Origin of the sequence: Cupriavidus basilensis (assembly GCF_000876015.1) — a bacterium.
Taxonomy (GTDB): domain Bacteria; phylum Pseudomonadota; class Gammaproteobacteria; order Burkholderiales; family Burkholderiaceae; genus Cupriavidus; species Cupriavidus basilensis_B.
In genome coordinates, this window is the sequence record NZ_BBQM01000003.1 from 49,467 (window position 1) to 64,769 (window position 15,303).

Genomic DNA, 15,303 nt, shown 5'->3' on the forward strand with positions numbered 1-15,303 from the left:
ACCCGCCATGCGATTCAAGCGACCGCAGGTGCGCTACGCCAGTACGCCGCAGCCTGCCACTCCGTACCAGTCCGCCGCGCAGGTGTGGGACGAGCGCATCGGCTCGGCCCGCGTGCAGGCGAAGAACTGGCGCTTCATGGCCTTTGGCTGCCTCGCGCTTGCGCTGCTGATGGCCGGTGGCCTCGTGTGGCGCTCGGCGCAGTCCATCGTCACGCCCTACGTGGTGGAGGTGGACAAGACCGGCCAGGTGCGCGCGGTCGGCGTTGCCACTACGCCGTACCGGCCCGCCGATGCGCAGATCGCCTATCACCTGGCGAACTTCATCATGCTGGTTCGCTCGCTCTCCATCGACCCCATCGTGGTACGGCAGAACTGGCTCGACGCCTACGACTACACCACGGACAAGGGCGCGGCCGTGCTCAACGACTACGCGAGCAAGAACGATCCGTTCGCGCGCGTCGGCAAGGAATCGGTGACGGTGCAGATCACCAGCGTCACGCGCGCCAGCGATGCGTCATTCAACGTGCGCTGGACGGAACAGCACTTTGCCAACGGCGCACCGACCGGCACCGAACGCTGGAACGCCGTGGTGTCCATCGTCCTGCAAACCCCGCGCACCGAACAGCGGCTGCGCAAGAACCCGCTCGGCATCTACGTCAACGGCCTGTCGTGGAGCCGCGAGCTGGACGCGTCTGAAGGAGCCAAGCCATGAACCTGTCTTTCCGCTTTTACGCTTTCGTGCTGACCGTGGCAGTCCTGTCGGGCTGCGCCTCGCAGGGCAAGCCACCGCCACACATCTCGCTCGACGAGCCGGTGCAGGCACAGAAGCAGCCCGATCCACCCAAGCCGGTCGAAGTGGTGGAGGTGCCGAAGGTGTTGCCGATGCCGGCGCAGATGAAGCCGCTGCCGGACGTGGATGACACCAAACCCGCACCGGAACCGACCGACGAAACCGCGCGCGTCTCGCGTGCGAATGCCGAGGCACGTATGGCCCCCACGCGCGAGGGCTTCGTCAACGCGATCCAGGTTTGGCCCTTCACCGACGGCGCGCTGTATCAGGTCTATGCCGCGCCGGGCCGCGTTACCGTGATTTCGCTCCAGGCCGGCGAGGAGCTGGTGACGGTCGCTGCCGGCGACACCGTGCGCTGGATCGTCGGCGACACGTCCAGCGGCGCCGGCGACGCGCTGCGCGTGAACGTGCTGGTGAAACCGATCCGTTCGGGCCTCAAGACAAACCTCGTCATCACCACCAGCCGGCGTACCTACCTGATCGAACTGACCTCGACCGACAAGGCATGGATGGCGTCGGTGTCGTGGGAGTATCCGAAAGACCAGATGCTCGCCTTGCAGCGGCAGGATCAAGCCGCGCAGGCAGCGGCACCCGTCGATACCGGCCTGTCGCTGGAGAAGATCCGCTTCCGCTACGCGATCAACGGCAGCAATCCGCCGTGGAAGCCGCTGCGCGCCTTCGACGATGGCGAGAAGGTCTATATCGAGTTTCCACCCGGCATCGCCCAGGGCGAACTGCCGCCGCTGTTCGTCATCGGCGCGCAGGGTGATGGCCAGCTCGTCAACTACCGTTTCCGCCCGCCGTATTACATCGTGGATCGGCTGTTCGGCGCGGCCGAACTACGCCTGGGCGGTGACAAGGGCGATGTGGTGCGTATCGAGCGCACGGACGGCACGCGGGGGAACTGACCATGAGCCAGGACAACACCCCCGACGTGCCGATCCCCGATACCGCGCCGAAGGTCACGCCGGAGAATGTGACACTGCGGGCGCAGCCGCGCCCGGTAACGCGCCTCAACCGCCGCACGCTGGCGCTGCTGGCCGGTGGCCTCGGCATTGCGGTGCTCGGCGCAACGATGTGGTCGTTGCAGCCGAAGCACTCGCGCGGCAACACCGATGCGAGCGAGCTTTACAACGTCGATCGCGTATCGAAGTCCGAAGAACTCGGCCAGCTTCCCGCTGACTACTCGAAGCTGCCGCCGCAGCCAACACCGCTGCCGGCGAAAGTGCCAGAGCTAGGGCCGCCGCTGCCGGGCGATCTCGGCCCGGCTATCGTCCAGTCGCAGCAGCCGGCGGTGGCGAACTACGCGCCACCCGGTCAGGACGCGGCGGCGGCCGAGCGCGACGCGCTACGCAAGGAGGCCGAAGCGGCAGCGGGTTCGTCGGTGTTTTTCCGTTCCAGCAACACGCAGCGCGCCGCTGCCGCGACCGCTGCGCCCACACAGACCGCTTCGGCTGCGCCCGCATCCGGTCTGGCGGGCTTCGACCCACAGGCCGCAGGCCCGGCCTCGACGGCGGCGCAGCCGGCCGATCCTACTGCCGTGCAGAACCGGCAAGACCAGAAAGAGGCGTTCCAGAAAGCCGGAACCACGCAAACCCGTAATTCCGGCAGTCTGCAAACGCCGGCCTCGCCGTATCAGGTGATGGCCGGCACCGTGATCTCGGCAGCGCTGGTGACGGGTATCAAGTCTGACCTGCCGGGCGACGTGATCGGCACCGTGACGGCACCGGTGTACGACACGGCGACGGGCCGCTATCTGCTGATTCCGCAGGGTTCGCGCATCCTCGGCAAATACAACAGCCAGGTCGCCTACGGGCAGAGTCGCGTGCAGATCGTGTGGAACCGCATCATCCTGCCGGACACGTCTTCGCTCACGCTGGACAACTTGGCTGGTGCCGATCCCGCCGGCTATGCCGGTCTGGAGGATGGCGTCGATTGGCATTGGGGACGCATTCTGGCGGGTGCCGCGCTGTCCACTATATTGGGCGTGGGTTCCGAGCTGGCCGTCTCGAACCAGGGCAATGCCAACGGCAATACCGTGATCGCGTTCCGGGATAGCGCTCAGGACACGGCCAATCAGGTCGGCCAGGAATTCACGCGCCGAAACCTCAACATCCAGCCGACGTTGACCGAACGACCGGGCCTGCCAGTCAGCATCATCGTCAACCGCGACATCGTGCTGCGGCCGTACCAGCCACTGTTCTTCAATCGGGGAGTTTCGCCATGAGTACGACGCGCAAGCTGCGGCTCGGGCCGCTGCCGAAGACCACAAGCATCAAGCTGACTTTTGCGTGCCCGACTACGCTCAAGGCTGACCTTGACCGCTACGCGGCCATGCACTCGCAGACCTATGGCGAAGCAGTCGATGCCACGGCGCTGATCCCGCACATGCTGGAGGCGTTCATGGCAGGGGATCGGGGATTCAAGAAAGGAGCGACGGCCAAGGCGCCGCCGCCGAAGCAGCCTTGATGATGCGGATGCTTCGATAATCGCTCAATGACGAAAGCGCAGCCCACGGGCTGCGCTTTCGTTTCTGGAGGTTGGATGGCAAGTCGAAGCTATGATGGCGGGTGCGACCTTGCCCGCTGCCGCGCCCTTGGGCTTACCGCCGCGAGGCGCCTACATGGCACCTAGCTCGATAAGCAGCAAAAGTGTGCAGCGGTCGAAATCTGGCCTAACCTGTTGCCCCACAAGACCTTTCAGACCGCCGCTCGATTGCAATACGAACTTGACAGCGGACATTTTTTAGGCGTTCTTTGCGCGCGGCGGCCGCATCGATGCGCAGTCTTGATGCGGCCGCGCCTACGCTGCAGGCAGGAACATTGCGCCGGGCTTTCCCCCGGCTTGCCGTCATGTCGACCTGGATCGTTTACCGGCTGGCGCTCGGCGCGCTGGCCATCGCCGCGCTGGTGCTGCTGTTCGCCGCCGAATACGGGCTCGCCAGCGCCATCGCGCGCCGCGAGCATGGCTTCGCGCGCGCGCCGGACGAGCAGGGGCCGTAGCGGCCCGGCGCCGCGCCCGCGCGGCGCGCCTAGTTCTGGAGCACCTGCGCGGCGAAGCCGGCGAGGTAGCCGCTGCCGATGCAGGCGGCCAGCCAGCCGGCCAGGATGAGGGCGCTTTCCTTGAAGGTCATGGCGTGCTCCCGCGCGCGGCTCAGACGGCGAAGCCGAACGGGTACTCGTTGACCACGGTGCGGGCGCCGCCGCCGAAGGCATCCGCGCCGCCGGCAGCGCGCGCATGGCCGTGGCCGTTGCCGGCATCGGCGCCGCGCGCGTCGGCGGCGAAGGCGGAGTTGAGCGAGAGCAGGGCGGCGCCGGCGAGGGCGGCGGCGAGCAGCAGGCGGGTGGTGGTGATGGTCATGGCGGATCGCTCTTTGTTGAAATCGGCAGAAGCGTTCGCGCTTCCATGCCACCAAGAATAGATCCGCGGCCTTGCCGCAATGCGGTGCCGTCTCGTATTCGATATTCAGGAAATTTGAATATACATCCGGCCGATGGGGTCATGCGGCGGGCCATGAGGCGGGGTACGCGGCGGGCCGCCGGCCCGGCAGGCGCCGCCGGCCCGGCGGCTCAGCGCGGCCCCGCGCCGGCGGGCTTCAGCGGCGCCATTCGCGCTCGTGCCCGCGATCGTCGTACCGGTCGTGCTCGTGATCGTCATGGTGATCGCGCCAGCGCCGCTCGCGCCATTCGCGCTCACGCCAGGCCCGCTCGCGCCAGCCCGGGCCGTAGTAGCCCGGACCGTAGTAGCCGGGGCCCACCACCACGGGCGCCGGCGCGACGTACACGGGCGCCGGCGCATAGACCGGCGCGGGCTGGTACACCGGGGCCGGCTGGTACACCGGGGCCGGCGCGACGTACACCGGCGCGGGCACGCCGATGCCGATGTCCACGTCGACGCGCGCGCTGGCCGCGCTCGAAGCCAGCGCGGTGGAAACCGCGACGGCGGCAAAGGTGCAAAGGGTGGCGATGTTTCGCACGGGGGCAGCTCCGGTTGGCAAGTGACTGCACTTTAGCCGGTCGCGCCGGCGCCAGGTATTAGCGGCCCAATACAACTGTGTCCGGGTGTAACGTCCACGCCCGGGTCCGCGCTCGGTTTGCCCCTACGCGCTGCGCCACGGCATGCGCCGGCCCAGCCACGGCGCCAGCGCGGTGGTGGCCACGCCCAGCGCGATCAGCGCCAGCCCGGCCGACAGGTCGGCGGAGATGCGCTCGTGGAAGGCCGCCGCGGAGACGATCAGCCCGATCACCGGCACGCACAGCATGGCCACCGAGGTGGCCGCCGGCGGCAGCGCCTGCGTCATGTTCAGCACCACGATGAAAGTCAGCGCGGTGGCCAGCGGGCCGGTGTAGAACAGCAGCGGCCAGATCTCCGGGATGGACAGGAAATGCGGCGCGCCGTCGCGCAGCAGCGCCAGCAGCACCAGCGGCACCGAGGCCACGGCGGTCTCCCACGGAATCATGTCCGCGCCCAGGCGCACCGCGCGGCTGGCGCGCAGCTGGATGATGCTGAGCGACCACGCCAGCGAGGCGCCGAGCAGCATCGCCAGCCCCACCACCGTATGCAGCTGCCAGCCGCCCAGCGCCGGCGCCACCATCAGCGCGATGCCGGCGTAGCTCAGCCCGGTGGCGATCCACTGCGGGCGCGACAGCCGCTCCTTGAGCACCAGCGACGACAGCGGGATCACCCACACCGAGGTGGCATAGGCGATCACCGAGGCGCGCCCGGGCGGCACGTACTGCAGCGCCCACAGCGCCAGCGCGGTGAAGGCCGCCATCTGCAGCAGGCCCACGCCGATCACCAGCGGCCATTCCTGCCGGCTCGGCAGCCGCAGCCGGCGCAGCATGCCCAGCACCACGAAGCTGATCGCCGCGGCCGAGACGAAGCGCGCGGCGGCGAACCACAGCGGGCTGACGTGGGTCAGGCCCAGTTTCATCACCGGCCAGTTGCCGCCCCAGATCGCCACGGCGCAGGCCAGCGGAACGAACCGGCGCCATCCTTGTTGTGCTGCTTGCATGCTTCGACTCGTATTGCGGTGCCGCCAGTGCGGAAACGTCCTTTGCGCCCGGCGCGCGAATGCACCTGGGCGACCCGGAAAGTCTACGTTCTGGTGCGCCGCAGCAAAAACCGAAGTTCGCTGCATGGATCGCGCATGGCGGCATAGAATGCCGTCATTCGATCGAACCGGAGTGCAACGTGCTGGAAGACCTGGAACTGGACGCCACCGACATCCGCATCCTCAACGAGCTGCAGCGCGACGCCAGCCTGACCAACGTGGAGCTGGCCAGCCGCGTCAGCCTGTCGCCGTCGCCGTGCCTGGCGCGCGTCAAGCAACTGGAGAAGCGCGGCGTGATCTCGCGCCGGGTGACGCTGCTCGACGCGCGCCGCCTCGGGCTGAAGGTGGTGGTGTTCATCCAGGTCTCGCTGGACAAGCAGCGGCGCGAAAGCCTGGACGTGTTCGAGCGGCGCATCGCGGCGCTGCCGCAGGTGATGGAGTGCTACCTGATGTCGGGCGACGCCGACTACCTGCTGCGCGTGATCGTGCCCGACGTGGAAGCGCTGGAGCGGCTGATCATCGACCAGATCACGCGCATCCCCGGCGTGTCGAACATCCGCTCGAGCTTCGCGCTCAAGCAGGTGCTGTACAGCACGGCGCTGCCGCTGGCCTAGTCCCGTCCCGCCTGTTGCCGGGCCTCCCGCGCGCACAGCGCCACCACGCTGTCGAGGCGCGTGTCGGCGCAGGCCACGGCGATGCCGCCGGCCAGCAGCGGCGCGGCCAGCCGCGTGAGCACGTTGCCGGGCGGCATCTCCACCGCCAGCCGCATGCCGCATTCGCGCGCCAGCAGCATGGTCTCGTGCCAGCGCACCGGCACCGCGAGATTGCGCGCGAGGTCGGCGGCGATGCGCGCCGGGTCGCGCAGCTCGCGCGCGGCGCTGGCGCTGAAGTAGCGCAGGCGCGGCCGCGCCACCGCGACGCCGGCGAAGGCGCGCTCCAACTCGGTCGCCTGCGGATCGAGCAGCGCGCAGTGCGACGGCACGCTGATGGCCACCGGCTTGGCCGCGTGGGCGCCGGCGGCCAGCGCCAGTTCGGCCACGCGCGCCATCGCCGCCTCGGCGCCGGCGATCACGATCTGCATCGGCGCGTTGAAGTTGGCCAGGTAGACCGGCGCGGCCGGCGCGCATACCCGCGCCACGATGCGTTCGAGCGGCGCGCGCTCCAGCCCGAGGATGGCCGTCATGCCGTAGCCGCGCGGATAGGCCTGCGCCATCAGCCGCGCGCGCAGCGCCACCAGCCGGACCGCGTCGGCATGCTCCAGCACGCCCGCGCACACGGCCGCCGCATAGGCGCCGATGGACAGGCCCGCCACCGCGTCGGGCCGCGCGCCTTCGGCCAGCAGGCAGCGCGCCGTCGCCACGCCGGCGGTCAGCAGGCAGAGCTGCACGGCCACGGTGGAGGCCAGCGCCGCCGCGCTGTCGAGCGCCAGCACGTCCTCGCCGAGCGCCGCGCTGGTCTCGGCCACGGTGGCGCGCGCGGCCGGGTGGTCCGGCAGCGCGTGCAGCATGCCGGGCCGCTGCGCGCCCTGGCCGGGGAAGGTGAACAGCGTGCTCATGGTGCTCATGGGCGTGCCGCCGGCGCCAGCCACGGGTCCTCGCACATGACCGGGCCATCCGCGGTCTTGAGCAGCACGCGCCCGCCCGTGCGCGCGCGCTCGCGCAGCGCGAACGCGCCGCGCGGCGTGCCGACCTGGATGTCGAGGCGGGGATCGTCGAGCAGCGCGATCAGCGCGCGCTCGGCGGGCGGCGCGAGCGGCGCGGCGGCGGTGACGAGCAGGTCGAGGTCGCTGCCCTCGTGCAGCAGGTCGAGGCCCGACGCGAGGCTGAAGCCCACGCTGCCGGCCACGCCCCAGTCCACCCGCATGGCGTCCAGCAGCGGCGCGGCGCGCGCGAGCGCGGCCAGCGCGGGCAGCGCCCGGCGCGGATGCTCGCGCCAGCGCGCCAGCCGCGCGATCCTGCGCGGCGTGACGGCGCGCGCCACCTGCGCGGCGGGCAGCCACGCGGCGTGGCGCTGCGCGCGCGTGACGCCGCGCAGGCCCACCGGGATGCGGCCGCGCGCATCGGCGCGCGCGCGCCGCACCACCAGCGGCGCCTGCGCCAGCCACGCGGCGCTCGCCCACGCGGGCAGCGCGCAGTCCGCGCGGTCCGCATGGTCCGCGCAGTCAGCAACGAAGGCGGCGGGATCGGCGAGCCACAGCAGGTCGTGCGGCAGCGGGGCGGATGCGGTCATGGCCTGCGGGCGCGGCGCGCGTCAGTCATCCCACTGCCGCGCCAGCACTTCGCGCACGCGGCCCGACGCCTGGCGGTTGGGTCCGCCCAGGCGGCTGCGCAGGTCGCGCTGCGGGTCGGCCAGGATGTCGGCGAGCGCGGCCAGCAGCGCGCCCTGCACGGTATCGAGGTCGGCCGCATCGGGCGCGGCCGCGTGGCCCACGCGGATGCGCCGCCACAGCAGGCCCAGCGTGGCGTAGCTGCCGATGTCGTAGGCCATCGGCGGCACGCTGGCGGCGAACGTTTCCAGGTCTTCCACGCTGCGCATGGTGATGCGCGCGGCGGCCTGCTTGCCCATCGCGTGGACTTCCACGCCGGCGTCGTCGAGCGCGAGCAGGCGGTTGGCCTGGTAGCCGTGCGCGAGGAAGGCGCCCGACATGGCGGGCCCGACCAGCAGCGCGATGACCGGGTGCCCGCGCAGCCGCGCTTGCGCGTAGGCGCCGGCGGCGCCGGCCAGCGACTGGTGGATCCCGAACGCTTCCTCGCGCCGGCCATAGGCCTGGCTGGGCGTGTCGACGATGGCGACGACGGGCCGCTTGATGGCGGTGTCGCGGTCGGCCTGCACCACCTCGTGCACGGCGCGCGCCAGCGACCAGCCTTCGATCACGCCGGCCTCGCCGTGGCGCGCGCGCGGCCACGCGCTGGCCGGGTCGGGCACCAGCGCGACGAAGCGCGCCGGCTGGCCGCCGAGGGCGGCATCGGCCACCTGCACGCTGGCCGGGTAGCCGGCCACGCGCGCGGCGTTGCCGCTCAGCGCGGCCAGCCAGGCGGCGCCGCGGCTGGCGGCGGGGTTTGCGGTCTCGGTCTCGGTCGCGGTTGCGATTGCGGTTGCGGTTGCGATATTCATGACGAAGCTCCGTCGGCGTAGATGTCGCGCACGGTCTGCGGCTCCGGCTGGCGCGCCGGATCGTACGACCGCAGCCGCGCCAGGTAATGCGCGTAGCGCTCGCTGCGGTGCGTGGCCGGCGGCCCGGCCGCCAGCAGCGCGCGCACGGTGGCGCGGATGGCCGCGCTGTCGTCTTCCACGTAGCGGTCCGCCAGCCCGGTGGCGATGCGCTGCTCGCCGCCGGTGAAGCTCCAGATGAACGGGCGGTCGCGCGAATCGTATTCGGCCACGCCGGCTTCCTGCTCGATCACGGCCGGGCCGTTGAGGCCGAGCCGCGCCTCGCGCGTGACCACCAGATAGCTGCACAGCCCGGCGGCGATCGACATGCCGCCGAAGCAGCCGACCTGCCCGGCGATCACGCCGACCACCGCCTGGTAGCGGCGCAGGTCGGCGATGCCCGCGTGGATCTCGGCGATGGCGGCGAGGCCGAGGTTGGCCTCCTGCAGGCGCACGCCGCCGGTCTCGAACAGGATCACCGCGCGCGTGGGCACGCCGCGGCGGTTGTCCTGCGCGGCCAGCTCCAGCGCGCCGGCGATCTTGGCGCCGCCGACCTCGCCCAGGCTGCCGCCCTGGAACGCGCCTTCGATGGCCAGCACCACGGCGCTGTGGCCGTCGATGCGGCCCTTGGCCACGATCACGCCGTCATCGGCCTGCGGCACCACGCCCTGGCGCGCCAGCCACGGCGACACCAGCCCGTCGAACGGGCCGGCCAGTTCGCGCACGGTCCCGGCATCGAGCAGCGCATGCGCGCGGGCGCGCGCGCCCAGCTCGACGAAGCTCTCGCGTCCGAGCAGCGACGGATGGTTCATGGCTGCTCCTTGCTGTTGTCGTCGGCGGATGCGTCCAGCGCTTCGAACGCCTCGGCCAGGCGCATGCCGACCACGCCCGGCGTGGCGCCGAAGTCGTGGATGCGGATGCGCATGGCCGCGCGCGGCCCGGCCTTGAACACGCGCGCGAGCTGCGCGTCCCACACCTTGCCGTAGCCGTCCACCGAGGTGGTGACGTCGATCACGGTGGTGCCGGCGCTGCCGGGCTCGACCAGGACCTCGAGGTCGCCGGAGCCGACCACGCCGACCAGCACGCGGCGGCCGGCCGGCGCGCCGGCGGGATATTCGAACTGAAGCTGTTCCATTTACTTGTCTCCTTGCAGGCTGGCGGGGGCGGCGTCGAGCGATGCCATCGCCAGCGGCAGGCGGTCGAGGAAAAAGGTGGCGGCGAGCAGGTCGGCGGCGCCGCCGGGCGAGGCGTTGCAGGCCAGCATGCCGGCCTCCAGCGCGCGCAGCAGGCGGCGCCCGGGCAGCGTGGCGATGCCGCCGGCGTCCAGCACCCGCGCCGCGCCGGACTGCATCAGCGCCAGCCCGTCGCGGCCGGCGCGGGCCAGCACGCAGGTGTCGTCGAGCCGGCTCATGATCGCCAGCAGCGCGTTGACGCGCGCGCTCGGCTCGGCGTCGCCGCGCGCGCGGCTGCGCCGCAGCTCGGGCAGGCCGGCGCGCAGCACGTGCGGAAAGCCGGCCTGCGCCTGGCCGCGCGCGCCGCGCACGCCGTAGTCGAGGCAGGCGCGCTCGCCCTTGTGGCCGGTGCGCGCGGGGCGGTGGCGGTCGGGCAGGCGCGCCACGGCGCCGGCGGTGCGCGCCACGGCATGGGCGGAATGCGGCGAGCGGGTGGCGCGCGGCTGCTGGTGCCAGCCAGCGGCGCCGACCAGCAGGCCCAGGCTCCAGATCGCGCCGCGGTGCGTGTTGACGCCGCCGGTGGCGCGCATCATCGCGGCCTCCGCTTCGCGGCCCAGCGCGCCGAGCGTCTCGCGCAGCGCCACGCCGGGCCGCGCGGCCCGTAGGCCGGCGGCGGCCATCGCCGCGAAGGCGGGATGCAGCGCGCGCGCCGAGCGGCACATCAGGTCCAGGTCGAGGTCGGCATGGGCGCCGCTGCCGCGGCCGTCCACCAGGCCGGGCTTGGGCGACAGCGCGGCCTCGTCGAGCAGCGCGGCCACGGCGAGGTCGGCCAGCATGGCGGCGGCGGGCGGCAGGCCCGCATCGGGCCGCGCGAGCAGGGCGGGGCTTGCCATCACCAGCTCCTGAAGCGTGCCGGCGGCTGGTACAGCCCGCCCGACCAGTCGACCAGGTCGGCCATGCTTTTCGCCGCCAGCAGCGAGCGCGTGGCCTGGCTGCGCTGCACGCCGAGATCCTCGGGCAGCGCGATCAGGCCGTCGCTGCGCATGCGGCGCGTGGCGGCGGGGTCGTGGCGCAGGCCGACCGGCGTGACGCCGGCCACCGCCGCCAGCATGGCGCGGCGCTCCTCGAGCGAGCGCGCCTTGTACAGGTAGGCGATGCCTTCCTCGGTCAGCACGTGGGTGACGTCGTCGCCGTAGATCATCACCGGCGCCAGCGGCATGCCGCTGTCCCTGGCCACCTGCACCGCGTCGAGCGATTCGACGAAGGTCGGCTTGCCGCCGGCCTGGAAGGTCTCCACCATCTGCACCACCAGCTTGCGCCCGCGCGCGAGCGGATCCCCGGTCTCGATCAGGTCCAGCCACGCGGGCGTGGCATGGCGCCGCCCGCCCGGGTTGTGGCCCATGTTGGGCGCGCCGCCGAAGCCCGACAGGCGCCCGCGCGTGACCGTGGAGGAATGGCCGTCGCCGTCGATCTGCAGCGTGGAGCCGATGAACAGGTCCACCGCGTACTGGCCGGCGAGCTGGCAGAGCGCGCGGTTCGAGCGCAGCGAGCCGTCGGCGCCGGTGAAGAAGATGTCCGGGCGCGCGGCCACGTAGCCTTCCATGCCGAGCTCGCTGCCGAAGCTGTGCACGCTCTCCACCCAGCCCGACTCGATCGCGGGGATCAGCGTGGGGTGCGGGTTGAGCGCCCAGTGCTTGCAGATCTTGCCCTTGAGGCCGAGCGACTCGCCGTAGGTCGGCAGGATCAGCTCGATCGCCGCGGTGTTGAAGCCGATGCCGTGGTTGAGCGACTGCACCTGGTGGCGCTCGTAGATGCCGCGGATCGCCATCATCGCCATCAGCACGTGCACCGGCTTGATCAGGCGCGGGTCGCGGGTGAACAGCGGCTCGCAGAAGAAGGGCCGGTCGGCCTGCACCACGTAGTCGATCCACGAGCCGGGAATGTCCACGCGCGGCAGGCCGGCGGGGTCGTCCACGATCTCGTTGACCTGCGCCACCACGATGCCGTCGCGGAACGCGGCGGCTTCCACCAGCGCGGGCGTGTCCTCGGTGCTGGGGCCGGTGTAGAGGTTGCCGTCGCGGTCGGCCTTGTAGCCGGCGATCAGCACGATGTCCGGCGTGAGGTCGACGTAGAGCCGCGCGTACAGCTCGATATAGGTGTGGATGGCGCCGATCTCGAGCTGGCCGTCCTCGAGGAACTGCGAGATGCGCAGGCTCTGCGCGCCGGCGTAGGCGAAGTCCAGCTTGCGCGCGATGCCGCGCTCGAACAGGTCCAGGTGCTCGACCCGGCTGACGCTCGGGATGATCATGTGCAGGCCGTGCACCTTGGCCGGGTCCACCTCGGCCAGCGCGCGCGAGAGGAAATCGGCCTGCTTCTGGTTGTTGCCTTCTAGCACCACGCGGTCGCCCGGCGCGGCGATGGCTTCGAGGAACGGGACGATGTCGGCGGTGGGCACCACGCGGCCGTTGGCGAAGGCCGCGCCGCGCGCCTGGCGCTGGCGCTTGCCGGCGCGGCGGGTGTCCCATTGTCGGTCGGTGGCTGGATTCGGCATCGCGTCTGCCCTGTGTGGTGGCTGGGAATGTCATCACGATAGGGGGCCGGCGCGGCGCAAGCAATGACGCCCGCCGCGGCATCGTTACTCCGGGCGTAAGTGTCGGCGCCGCCGCAGTTAGCGCCAGGCTAACGATCCGTCCGCCGGGTTGATTGATGCGTCCCGGCGGCCTGCCTAAGGTAGACCGTGACGGAAGCCCGCATGGCGCGGCGCGTTCCGCGCACCCGCAAAAACAGCCTGCGCGCAAGCACGCCGGCAGGCCATCTGGAGACAAGCACCATGATCATCTACGGAACCGCCTTGCTGGCGGTCTGCCATCTCGCCGGCCTGTTCCTCGGCGAACTGCTCGGCGTGGCCATCGGCGTCAAGGCCAACGTGGGCGGCGTCGGCATCGCCATGCTGCTGCTCATCGGCATCCGGCTGTGGCTGCACGGGCGCGGCCTGCTGCCGCGCGAGACCGAGGCCGGCGTGGGCTTCTGGGGCGCGATGTACATCCCGGTGGTGGTGGCGATGGCGGCGCAGCAGAACGTGGTCGCCGCGCTGCGCGGCGGGCCGGTCGCGCTGCTCGCCGCGTTCGGCGCGGTGCTGGTGTCGGCCGGCTGCATCGCCGTGCTGAGCCGCACCGGCGACCACGCGCCGCTGCCGCCGCTCGACGCCGACGGCGCCGCCGTCTCCACGCACTGAGGAGCCGCCATCATGCATTCCATCCCGCACATGTTCCAGGCCGTGCTGCTGCAGAACGGCCTGGTCACGGCCTTCGCCGCGGTCGGCATCATCATGTGGCTGTCGTCGCGGCTGTCGCGCTGGCTGACCTTCGGCCGCGTGCACGGCTCGGCCATCGCCATCGTCATCGGCCTGCTGCTGGCCTACTACGGCGGCATCGTCACCGGCAAGGAAAAGGGCCTGGCCGACCTCTCGCTGTTCTCCGGCATCGGCCTGATGGGTGGCGCCATGCTGCGCGACTTCGCCATCGTCGCCACCGCGTTCGAGGTGCAGGTCACGGAAGCGCGCAAGGCCGGGCTGGTGGGCGCGGTCTCGCTGCTGCTCGGCACCGTGCTGCCGTTCATCGTCGGCGCGGCGGTGGCGCGCGCGTTCGGCTACAGCGACGCGGTCAGCATGACCACCATCGGCGCCGGCGCCGTGACCTACATCGTCGGGCCGGTCACCGGCGCGGCGCTCGGCGCCAGTTCCGACGTGATCGCGCTGAGCATCGCCACCGGTCTCATCAAGGCCATCATCGTGATGGTCGGCACGCCGATGGCGGCCGGCTTCCTCGGCCTGAACAACCCGCGCGCGGCGATGGTGTTCGGCGGGCTGGCCGGCACCGTCAGCGGCGTCTCGGCCGGGCTGGCCGCGACCGACCGCCGGCTGGTGCCCTACGGCGCGCTGGTCGCCACGTTCCACACCGGGCTGGGCTGCCTGCTGGGGCCGTCGCTGCTGTTCCTGGCCACCAAGGCGGTGGTCGGCTAGCCTTCGCGCTCGCGCATCGCCAGCCGGCACACCGCGGCCAGCGCGAGCAGGTTGGGATCGCGCTCGCGCCGGCGCAGGAAGCTCAGGCCGATGCGCTGGCGCAGCCGGTATTGCGGCGACAGCGGGATCAGCGTCACCTTGTGCGGCAGCATGTCGCGCACGCGCCCCGGCAGCAGCGCGTAGCCCACGCCGCCGCTCACGAGGTTCATCAGCGAGAAGATGTCGCCGGTCTTCATCACCACCTTGGGCGTGAAGCCGGCGATGCGGAAGGCTTCCACGAAGCCCTGGAAGGTGACGAAGCCTTCGCTGAGCGAGACGAAGGCTTCGTCGCGGCAGGCGTGCAGGTCGACCGACGCCTGGCGCGCGTAGGCCGACTCGGCCGGCGCGGCGAAGTGGATCTCGTCCTCGAACAGCGCGATCGACTCGACCTCCGGGTCGGGCTCGGGCACCGCCATCAGCGCCGCGTCGATGGCGCCCTGCTTGAGCTTGAACAGCAGGTCGGCGTTGGAGCCGAGCACCAGCTCGGGCTGCAGTTCCGGGCGCCGCAGCTTGATGCCCATCACCACTTCCGGCACGGTGCGGATGGTCAGCGAATACAGCGAGCCGATCTTGAGGTGGTCGGCCGAATAGCCGGCCGCCTCGCGCGTGGCGCGGATGCCGTCGGACATGGTCTTGATCACTTCGCCGGCGATCTCGGCCAGCACGTGCGCGGCCTCGGTGGGAATCAGGCTGCGCCCCTCGTGGCGGAACAGCGCGCAGCGCATGCCTTCCTCGAGCGAGTGCAGCGCGCGGTGCACGCTGACCGCGCTCACGTCCAGCGCCTCGGCGGCCTTGGCGAGGTTGCCGGCTTCCATGTACGCGAGCAGGACTTCGAGCTTGCGGAAGGTGATCTCTTCGTTGATGCGGTTGCGCATGGGGATGCGGACAGGGCGGCGGGCGGTGGCGATGCGGGCCATGATAACCAGATTCGCGCACCGCGGCGGGTCCGGCGCCGCGGTGCGCGGGGAACGCGGCGCGGGTGTGGCGGTGGCGTGGCGGTGATGTGCGGTGGCGTGGCGGCGTGGGCGGAAGGGCGGCGCGGGCGCGGATGCCTGCCCCCCGACAAAACCCCTTCCGC

At 71.5% G+C, this 15,303-nt stretch carries 19 protein-coding genes; 8 read left to right on the forward strand and 11 right to left on the reverse strand.

Annotated elements, in window-relative coordinates; genetic code table 11:
• Positions 1–7 precede the first annotated feature (7 nt).
• The 5 genes from trbF to KF708C_RS35390 all read left to right on the forward strand — a co-directional run bounded on the left by trbF (position 8) and on the right by KF708C_RS35390 (position 3,792).
• Positions 8–712, forward strand: a complete 705-nt coding sequence (gene trbF / locus KF708C_RS01745; protein ID WP_059410553.1) for a conjugal transfer protein TrbF — start codon at positions 8–10, stop codon at positions 710–712.
• Positions 709–1,698, forward strand: coding sequence for a P-type conjugative transfer protein TrbG (gene trbG, locus KF708C_RS01750; RefSeq protein ID WP_059410554.1), 990 nt, complete (start codon positions 709–711; stop codon positions 1,696–1,698). The genes trbF and trbG overlap by 4 nt, the downstream gene beginning before the upstream one ends.
• Before the next feature lie 2 nt (positions 1,699–1,700).
• Complete coding sequence (locus tag KF708C_RS01755) at positions 1,701–3,017, forward strand: TrbI/VirB10 family protein (protein ID WP_059410555.1); 1,317 nt, start codon at positions 1,701–1,703, stop codon at positions 3,015–3,017.
• On the forward strand, positions 3,014–3,259 hold the full coding sequence (locus KF708C_RS01760; RefSeq protein ID WP_059410556.1) for a DUF2274 domain-containing protein: 246 nt from the start codon (positions 3,014–3,016) through the stop codon (positions 3,257–3,259). Before KF708C_RS01755 ends, KF708C_RS01760 begins: the two co-directional genes overlap by 4 nt.
• Before the next feature lie 383 nt (positions 3,260–3,642).
• Positions 3,643–3,792, forward strand: a complete 150-nt coding sequence (locus tag KF708C_RS35390; protein WP_020205196.1) for a hypothetical protein — start codon at positions 3,643–3,645, stop codon at positions 3,790–3,792.
• A gap of 151 nt (positions 3,793–3,943) precedes the next feature.
• Here the strand turns inward: KF708C_RS35390 and KF708C_RS01765 are convergent, their stop codons facing one another.
• From KF708C_RS01765 to KF708C_RS01775, 3 genes are all read right to left on the reverse strand, one after another.
• Positions 3,944–4,150, reverse strand: a complete 207-nt coding sequence (locus KF708C_RS01765) for a hypothetical protein (protein WP_059410557.1) — start codon at positions 4,148–4,150, stop codon at positions 3,944–3,946.
• Between the two features lie 235 nt (positions 4,151–4,385).
• On the reverse strand, positions 4,386–4,766 hold the full coding sequence (locus tag KF708C_RS01770; RefSeq protein WP_063922939.1) for a hypothetical protein: 381 nt from the start codon (positions 4,764–4,766) through the stop codon (positions 4,386–4,388).
• Positions 4,767–4,889: 123 nt separating this feature from the next.
• Positions 4,890–5,804 carry a DMT family transporter gene (locus KF708C_RS01775; protein ID WP_029044073.1) on the reverse strand — a complete coding sequence of 305 codons (915 nt, stop codon included), beginning with the start codon at positions 5,802–5,804 and terminating at the stop codon, positions 4,890–4,892.
• A gap of 182 nt (positions 5,805–5,986) precedes the next feature.
• Here KF708C_RS01775 and KF708C_RS01780 point away from each other — a divergent pair, with 182 nt between their 5' ends.
• Entirely contained in the window at positions 5,987–6,457 is a 471-nt protein-coding gene (locus KF708C_RS01780) for an Lrp/AsnC family transcriptional regulator (RefSeq protein ID WP_029044072.1), read from the forward strand.
• Here the strand turns inward: KF708C_RS01780 and mdcH are convergent.
• Genes mdcH through mdcA form a run of 7 tightly spaced genes read right to left on the reverse strand, consistent with a single transcriptional unit; the run spans position 6,454 to position 12,716 of the window.
• The gene (gene mdcH / locus KF708C_RS01785; protein ID WP_059410609.1) at positions 6,454–7,398 is read right to left on the reverse strand and encodes a malonate decarboxylase subunit epsilon; all 945 of its coding nucleotides are present in this window, start codon (positions 7,396–7,398) and stop codon (positions 6,454–6,456) included. The two genes, KF708C_RS01780 and mdcH, sit on opposite strands and share 4 nt — an antisense overlap.
• Before the next feature lie 5 nt (positions 7,399–7,403).
• The gene (locus KF708C_RS01790) at positions 7,404–8,072 is read right to left on the reverse strand and encodes a malonate decarboxylase holo-ACP synthase (RefSeq protein ID WP_059410558.1); all 669 of its coding nucleotides are present in this window, start codon (positions 8,070–8,072) and stop codon (positions 7,404–7,406) included.
• Between the two features lie 21 nt (positions 8,073–8,093).
• Positions 8,094–8,957 carry a biotin-independent malonate decarboxylase subunit gamma gene (gene mdcE, locus KF708C_RS01795; RefSeq protein ID WP_059410559.1) on the reverse strand — a complete coding sequence of 288 codons (864 nt, stop codon included), beginning with the start codon at positions 8,955–8,957 and terminating at the stop codon, positions 8,094–8,096.
• Positions 8,954–9,805: a biotin-independent malonate decarboxylase subunit beta gene (locus tag KF708C_RS01800; RefSeq protein WP_059410560.1), complete on the reverse strand. Its 852-nt coding sequence runs from the start codon at positions 9,803–9,805 to the stop codon at positions 8,954–8,956. Before KF708C_RS01800 ends, mdcE begins: the two co-directional genes overlap by 4 nt.
• A complete protein-coding gene (locus KF708C_RS01805; protein WP_020205186.1) occupies positions 9,802–10,128 on the reverse strand; it encodes a malonate decarboxylase subunit delta in 327 nt (108 codons plus the stop codon). The genes KF708C_RS01800 and KF708C_RS01805 overlap by 4 nt, the downstream gene beginning before the upstream one ends.
• Positions 10,129–11,058, reverse strand: coding sequence for a triphosphoribosyl-dephospho-CoA synthase (locus KF708C_RS01810; RefSeq protein WP_059410561.1), 930 nt, complete (start codon positions 11,056–11,058; stop codon positions 10,129–10,131).
• Positions 11,058–12,716: a malonate decarboxylase subunit alpha gene (mdcA, locus tag KF708C_RS01815; protein WP_020205184.1), complete on the reverse strand. Its 1,659-nt coding sequence runs from the start codon at positions 12,714–12,716 to the stop codon at positions 11,058–11,060. The genes KF708C_RS01810 and mdcA overlap by 1 nt, the downstream gene beginning before the upstream one ends.
• Before the next feature lie 279 nt (positions 12,717–12,995).
• On the opposite strand from mdcA, the gene madL reads away from it, so the two are divergent.
• Positions 12,996–13,400 (forward strand): malonate transporter subunit MadL, encoded by a 405-nt coding sequence (madL, locus tag KF708C_RS01820; RefSeq protein ID WP_059410610.1) that lies wholly within the window; start codon positions 12,996–12,998, stop codon positions 13,398–13,400.
• Between the two features lie 12 nt (positions 13,401–13,412).
• Positions 13,413–14,186, forward strand: coding sequence for a malonate transporter subunit MadM (gene madM / locus KF708C_RS01825; RefSeq protein ID WP_020205182.1), 774 nt, complete (start codon positions 13,413–13,415; stop codon positions 14,184–14,186).
• Here madM and KF708C_RS01830 read toward each other — a convergent pair.
• A complete protein-coding gene (locus KF708C_RS01830; protein WP_029044070.1) occupies positions 14,183–15,100 on the reverse strand; it encodes a LysR family transcriptional regulator in 918 nt (305 codons plus the stop codon). The genes madM and KF708C_RS01830 overlap by 4 nt on opposite strands.
• Between the last annotated feature and the right edge of the window lie 203 nt (positions 15,101–15,303).